Raw genomic sequence first — 649 nt, forward strand, 5'->3', positions numbered from 1 at the left:
TGCGGGCGTGGCAACCACCGGGACCAGGTCCGGCGGCAGCTGGCCGGTTTCGCGTGTCCACAGTTCCACCGGCTTGTCCCAGCTCCTCCAGGTGGCTGAGCACGGCTGCATCACGCTGGACCAGACGATGCTCGGCCGGGCTGGGGGTGAGGGCGATCACGCAGGCGATGGTGGCCACGATCAACACGCTGGCGGCGATGAGCAGGACGCGTCCGAGGGATTGGGTCTTCATGCCGGGTCCTCCTCCTGGCGCAGGTCATTCAGGTACCAGCCGAACACACTGCCGGCCAGCACCGCGATCACGCCGGTCTTCAGCGCAAAGCGCAGGGTCAGTTCACCGCCGAGCAGGGTGTTGACCAGGCTGATCAGGTCGCCGATCAGTACGGATGCGGCAATGAACAGGGTCAGGTAGGTCAGCCAGCGGCGCACCGGGGACAGGCGCTTGAGCGGTTGCCGGGCCACGCCGCGGGCAATGCGCCCGGACAGCCACACAAACAACGGCCAGCTGATGATCAGGCTGGAAACCGAAAAACGTACGCTGGAGCTGTTGAGCACTCCGCTGTAGGCAATGACGCCAGGGTCGGGCAGGGCCGGGTTGATCAGGGCCACACTGTCTCATAACCACGACTGACGCTGCCGACGGTATGAA

Annotated in this window: 2 protein-coding genes; both read right to left on the reverse strand. The window is 65.5% G+C overall.

The genetic code is table 11. The features are described from left to right. Positions 1–232, reverse strand: a 232-nt coding sequence (locus ABB30_RS15495; protein ID WP_152980807.1) for a hypothetical protein, incomplete at its 3' end; no start/stop codon positions are given. Continuing rightward, on the reverse strand, positions 229–609 hold the full coding sequence (locus tag ABB30_RS15500) for a DUF5671 domain-containing protein (protein ID WP_057639188.1): 381 nt from the start codon (positions 607–609) through the stop codon (positions 229–231). The genes ABB30_RS15500 and ABB30_RS15495, both read right to left, overlap by 4 nt. Positions 610–649: the final 40 nt, after the last annotated feature.

Origin of the sequence: Stenotrophomonas ginsengisoli (assembly GCF_001431485.1) — a bacterium.
In the GTDB taxonomy this organism is placed as follows: Bacteria; Pseudomonadota; Gammaproteobacteria; order Xanthomonadales; family Xanthomonadaceae; genus Stenotrophomonas; species Stenotrophomonas ginsengisoli.